5 protein-coding genes are annotated in these 5,360 nt (G+C 24.8%); all 5 read right to left on the bottom strand.

Going from position 1 to position 5,360, the window contains the following annotated elements:
* Positions 1–534: 534 nt before the first annotated feature.
* On the bottom strand, positions 535–897 hold the full coding sequence (locus NEH74_RS13135; protein WP_005212003.1) for a hypothetical protein: 363 nt from the start codon (positions 895–897) through the stop codon (positions 535–537).
* A gap of 47 nt (positions 898–944) precedes the next feature.
* Positions 945–1,577, bottom strand: coding sequence for an ABC transporter ATP-binding protein (locus tag NEH74_RS13130; RefSeq protein ID WP_055306049.1), 633 nt, complete (start codon positions 1,575–1,577; stop codon positions 945–947).
* Positions 1,578–1,588: 11 nt separating this feature from the next.
* Positions 1,589–2,947, bottom strand: a complete 1,359-nt coding sequence (locus NEH74_RS13125) for an FtsX-like permease family protein (RefSeq protein WP_055306048.1) — start codon at positions 2,945–2,947, stop codon at positions 1,589–1,591.
* A gap of 208 nt (positions 2,948–3,155) precedes the next feature.
* Positions 3,156–4,598, bottom strand: a complete 1,443-nt coding sequence (locus NEH74_RS13120) for a sensor histidine kinase (RefSeq protein WP_055306047.1) — start codon at positions 4,596–4,598, stop codon at positions 3,156–3,158.
* The gene (locus NEH74_RS13115) at positions 4,598–5,257 is read right to left on the bottom strand and encodes a response regulator transcription factor (RefSeq protein WP_202966287.1); all 660 of its coding nucleotides are present in this window, start codon (positions 5,255–5,257) and stop codon (positions 4,598–4,600) included. Before NEH74_RS13115 ends, NEH74_RS13120 begins: the two co-directional genes overlap by 1 nt.
* Positions 5,258–5,360: the final 103 nt, after the last annotated feature.

Raw genomic sequence — 5,360 nt, 5'->3', positions numbered from 1 at the left:
ATTAATTGTAACCTATCCAAATGCCATTACTTTAACATGAGGTTTTATAGTATCATTACTTTCAATTTCTTCTTTAGTAAACCAATATAATTCTTTGCTTTCTCCCTTTTGTGGTCTAACTTCATTAGAAAATGCTCTTTCAAAATATATAAAATCTATATTCTCAACTTCATGACCTACATTTTCAAGAAGAGTATGCATTGGACTATGTAATTGAATCTCCGTATCGGTGTTAAGTTAGGTTGTAAACTTGCTCATTACTTTTCTCCTTTTCTAATATACTTTTAAAATTATAATTTAATTATAATCTACATCCCCATATTATTCTATATAGTAATGTTCAAATTCAACATAGTTGCTCCAAAACTTCTTAACCTAAAAGAAGAAGGAGCACCCTTAACTGATACTCCTTCTCAAAACTTACTTTATATCCAATTGCTTGTTATCCCTTACCATCTTGCCCATTACCCTAACATCATAATAACTTTCTCAAGTGAATATCAAGAGTTTTCTAAATTAATCCTTAACAGCTAGTTAATCTTTTAAATATTCTATTAATTCTTCTAATTCATTATCATCTTCATTTAATTTATTAAAGTCTTCTAAATCCGTTTTTATATCTTTTTCTACTTCCCTTTTAACATTTAATTCATTGATAATATATCCCATAGAAAATGTTGCTATTGAATAAAATGCATACGGTAATGATGAATTAATGTAATATGTTATTACCACTAATATACTTTTACTTACCACAATCTTACCTGATGCTACAAGTGATAATATATATACATGTGAATTATATATAGTTAATAATGTATATGCTAATATAATTATTGAAATAACATATAGTACTTTACTTATTAAATTTGCATCTTTAAAATGTTTTACTTTCATACTTAATTATTCCTTCCAAAAACTTATTGTTAATAATATAATTTTTATTAATTAATCTGTATTAGTTTTTTATTTTTTAACACAAGTACAACATCCGCTTTTTTAGCTAATTCCTTACTATGAGTAACCACTATTACGCATTTTTCATGTTTATGTGCACTTACTTTTAATATTTCTATAATTTCATCAGCTGTATCACTATCTAAATTTCCTGTTGGCTCATCTGCTAATATTACTGGTGAATCTGTAACAAGTGTTCTTGCAATGGCAACACGCTGTTGCTGCCCCCCTGATAATTGTAATACGTTTCTATTAACTTCATCATCAGTTAATCCTAAATTGTTTAAAATTTTCTTATCTGCCTTAGGATTAACTATCTTTAAATTTTCTAAAGGTGTCATATAATCAATTAAATTATAATTTTGAAAAATTAATGAAATATTGCTTTTTCTATGATTCTCATACCCTTTTACTTTTATATTTTGATTATTATATAATATTTCACCATTTCTAGGTTCATCTAATCCAGCCAGTAATGATAATAATGTTGTTTTTCCTGAACCAGAAACCCCTAAAATAGCATAAAATTTTCCTTTTTCAAATTCCATGCTTATATCATTTAAAACTTTTTTTCCATTTTTATATGAATAATTAACTTTATTTAATGCTAAAATTGACATTTATTTTCCTCCTAGCTCATTTTGGATAATATTTCTTTTGGTTTTAATCTAATTATTGATGCTGATGATGCCATTACTGAAAGTATGATAATAACTGTTCCTATAACATATACATAAATTAATTCTTCAACCTCTACTTTTACATCTATTTCATCTACTGTACGAGTTGCTAAAGAACTATTAACATCATTTCCTAATGAAAATCCTCCAAATCCACTTTGAACGTCTTGAACCGCTTGCTTACTTGCTTGTGCAACTATTGTATTTCCTATATTTTGTGAAATTACCTTACTTGAGAAATATGATCCTCCAAAAGCTAATATACTTATAAGTAATAATTCAATTATATATTGAGAAATAATATTAAACTTTGAAACTCCTATTGAAAGTAATATACCGGTTTCATGAACTCTTCCTTGAATCCAAAATGCTAACACTAATGAAAGTATTATTACTCCAGCTATTATTGCTCCAATTAAAACCATATTTATAATCTTATCTAAAGAATCAAAAGACTTAGATAAAGCTAAAAATGTATCTTCACTTTTTACTATTGTATACTTATTCCAATCAGTAGGAATATCTTTAAATTTTGATGTTACTTTATCTACATCAGTATCTGTATTGAAAGTAGCATTTGTATATTTTACATTTCCATCTGAATATCCATATAAAGTTTTAACAGTATCTACATCAGTTATTAAAAGATTTTCTGGCATTTCTAATTTGTGACCAACTCTTTCAGTGTTACTACTTTCAAAAATACCTACTATTTCAAGATCATAATCATTTTTAGATAAAGTTGATGCATTAAAATCACCAGCACTCTTTTTAGCCTTTATAGTATCTCCAACTTTTAAATTATTTGCTTCTGCTAAAGCCTTATGAATTAATACCTTACCTTTATCAGTAGGCACAATATGTCTACCATCAACAAGCTTTAATGATTTACTTATAAACTTAGTATCATACTCAGAGCTCTTATGTGCTTCTACAGAAAAAAGTTTTTCATATTTATAATCATCATTATATTGAACTGCATTTTTTTCTGGTTTTATATAATTTACATTTTCTAAATCTAAACCAGCTCCTTGAATTGCTGCATCATAATTCTTAACACCTTCTACCTTTGAAACCTTATCAATTAAATTTTCTGGAATTGTTCCTTCAAAATTACCCGCAAAATTAGCTTGTAATTCAAAAGTATTTGCCATATCCTTATTTGAATCTTGTCTTGCTATATTTGCTGCCTTTTTAATTGAAATTCCACTTAAAACTGCCGTTGCTATTCCAAATAATATAAATAACATAATAATACTTTTTATTTTTTTTCTTGTTATATATAATATTGATCTCTTAAATACATTCATATTTATGTCCTCCTTGTTTATTAACTTGAGTACATTCTATCAACCTAATATGAAATATTTATGAAATTAAAAAATTAAATTTATAAAATTCATTAATAATCTTATTAATTATATTATTTTTTATAAAAAAATAAGGATATTATTAATCTAATACCCGTTATTTTTCAACTATTTTATTTTTTATTAAACATGAACAAATTTCAAATATTTAATTAAAATCAACTTCAAAACTCATTCCAGTTAATATTGATTTAAAAGAATAATCTAAATTATACATTTTTAAAATTTGTTGAACTATGTATAATCCTAACCCATTCCCCCCACTACTCTTATTTCTATCAAAATCAACTCTATAAAATGCCTCAAAAATATGTGCTAAATGTTCTTCTGAAATTGGCTTACAATCATTTTCTATAATAAGTTTTTTATCTTTTATATATATTCTTATTTCCTTTCCTTCATCAGTATAATTTACTGCATTAGAAATAATATTAGAAATTGCTTTAGTAAATAATTTTTCATCTACTTTAATATTAAAAGACTCTTTTAAATTCATTTTAATATTAATTTTCTTTGACTTAGCTATTAATTTATATGGTTCTATGTTCTTTTGAACTAAACTACCTAAATCTAATACACTTTCATCTTTTTTATTTATTATATTAAGTTTTGAAGTATCTAAAATTTCCTGAACCATTTTACTTAATTCACTAACTATATCCTTACATTTTTCTAAATATATATAATGATTTTTATATTTTCCTATATCATATAACATATTTTCAATCATTATATTCATACTCATTAGTGGTGTCTTAAGTTCATGTGATGCGCTTCTTAAAAAATCCACCTTTATTTTTTCAGATTCACTTACATTTTTTATTTCCTCTTCCAATGATACAATTGTATTTAATAAATTATCATATAAACTATTTACATTAGCTGCTAATATTCCTATTTCATCTTCAGTTTCTACCTTACAAAAGGCTTCTTTATTTAAATTCTCCATTTTTTTTGTAACATCACAAATTTCTTTTATTGGAGTTGTAATTTTTCTTGCATATATATATGATGCAATAAGTGCTATAAGCAAGCTTATAAAAATAGAATATGGAAGTATTTTTAATATAACATCTCTTGTTTCTGTAAATGATTCTAAATCCATTACTATTTTAGCACTTCCATTTACATCATTACTTTTTTTAAAGTCCCTACTTTTTATTATTGATAAATTATTTATATTAATATATTGACCGAATATTTCTCCATTTTCATCATCAAAACTTTCTATAATATTTTCACCACTTAAATTAGGAATTATTAAAGAGTTTTCTGTAATTTCCTCTTCATTAACATATATATCTACTTTGTGCAAACCTTGAAATACCCTTTTTTCATCTCCTATAGTAAGTAAAACTTGAATATTATATTTTTCAGCAAAATTCTTTGCTATCTTAAATGATTCCTCATTATCAGATTTACTTACTTGTTCAATTAAAGCTTCAATAATTTTATCAGCTTCCTTTTGTTTATTATTCACATATACCTTGGGTAATGCTAAATAAATTAAAACATTTGAAATTAAAATTATTAAACTTATTATCCCCATGGTAAATATATATGTTTTTGAAAATAGCTTTAACTTATTCATCATTGCTCCTCAAATTTATATCCAATTCCCTTAACTGTTACTATACAATCTAATAACAACTTTTTTCTTATATTTTTAATATATACATCAATGACCCTATCATTTGGTGCTTCTTCAATCCTCCATAAATTATCTAAGATTTGTGCTCTTGTTAAAACCTTTCCCTCATACTTTAATAATAACTCTATTAATTTTATTTCCTTAGGTTTTAAATCAATATTTTCGCCATTCTTTCTTGCTGAATATCCTTCAAAATCAATTTCTATATCTCCATAACACCACTTTTTATTTTCACTAACTTTTACTCCTCTTCTAAGAAGTGCTTCTATTCTTTTATGTAAAACTATTATTGAAAATGGCTTTGTAATATAATCATCTGCCTCTTCATCAAAACTCATAATTTGGGTATAATCATCACTCATTGCTGTTAACATAATTACTGGAACATTGCTTTCTTGTCTAATTTTATTTAAAACAACAAATCCGTTAGCCTTTGGAAGCATTATATCTAAAATTACTAAATCAATTTTATTATTCTTAAATAATTCTATTGCTTGCATTCCATCTTCTGCACTTATAACGCTATATCCAACCTCTGCTAGATATTCACTTACGCCTTCCCTTATTTCTTTTTCATCTTCAACAATTAATATATTAATTTTCATTTATATTTCCCTCCATTTTATATAATATATATCAAAATGAATTTATTTTATAAATACATAATAACATAAAGTTTCAATTATAAACAAAATAGTTAAA

It is taken from the genome of Turicibacter sp. GALT-G1, assembly GCF_025594995.1.
GTDB classification, from domain to species: domain Bacteria; phylum Bacillota_I; class Bacilli_A; order MOL361; family Turicibacteraceae; genus Turicibacter; species Turicibacter bilis.
This window is presented reverse-complemented; position numbering and strand designations above follow the sequence as displayed.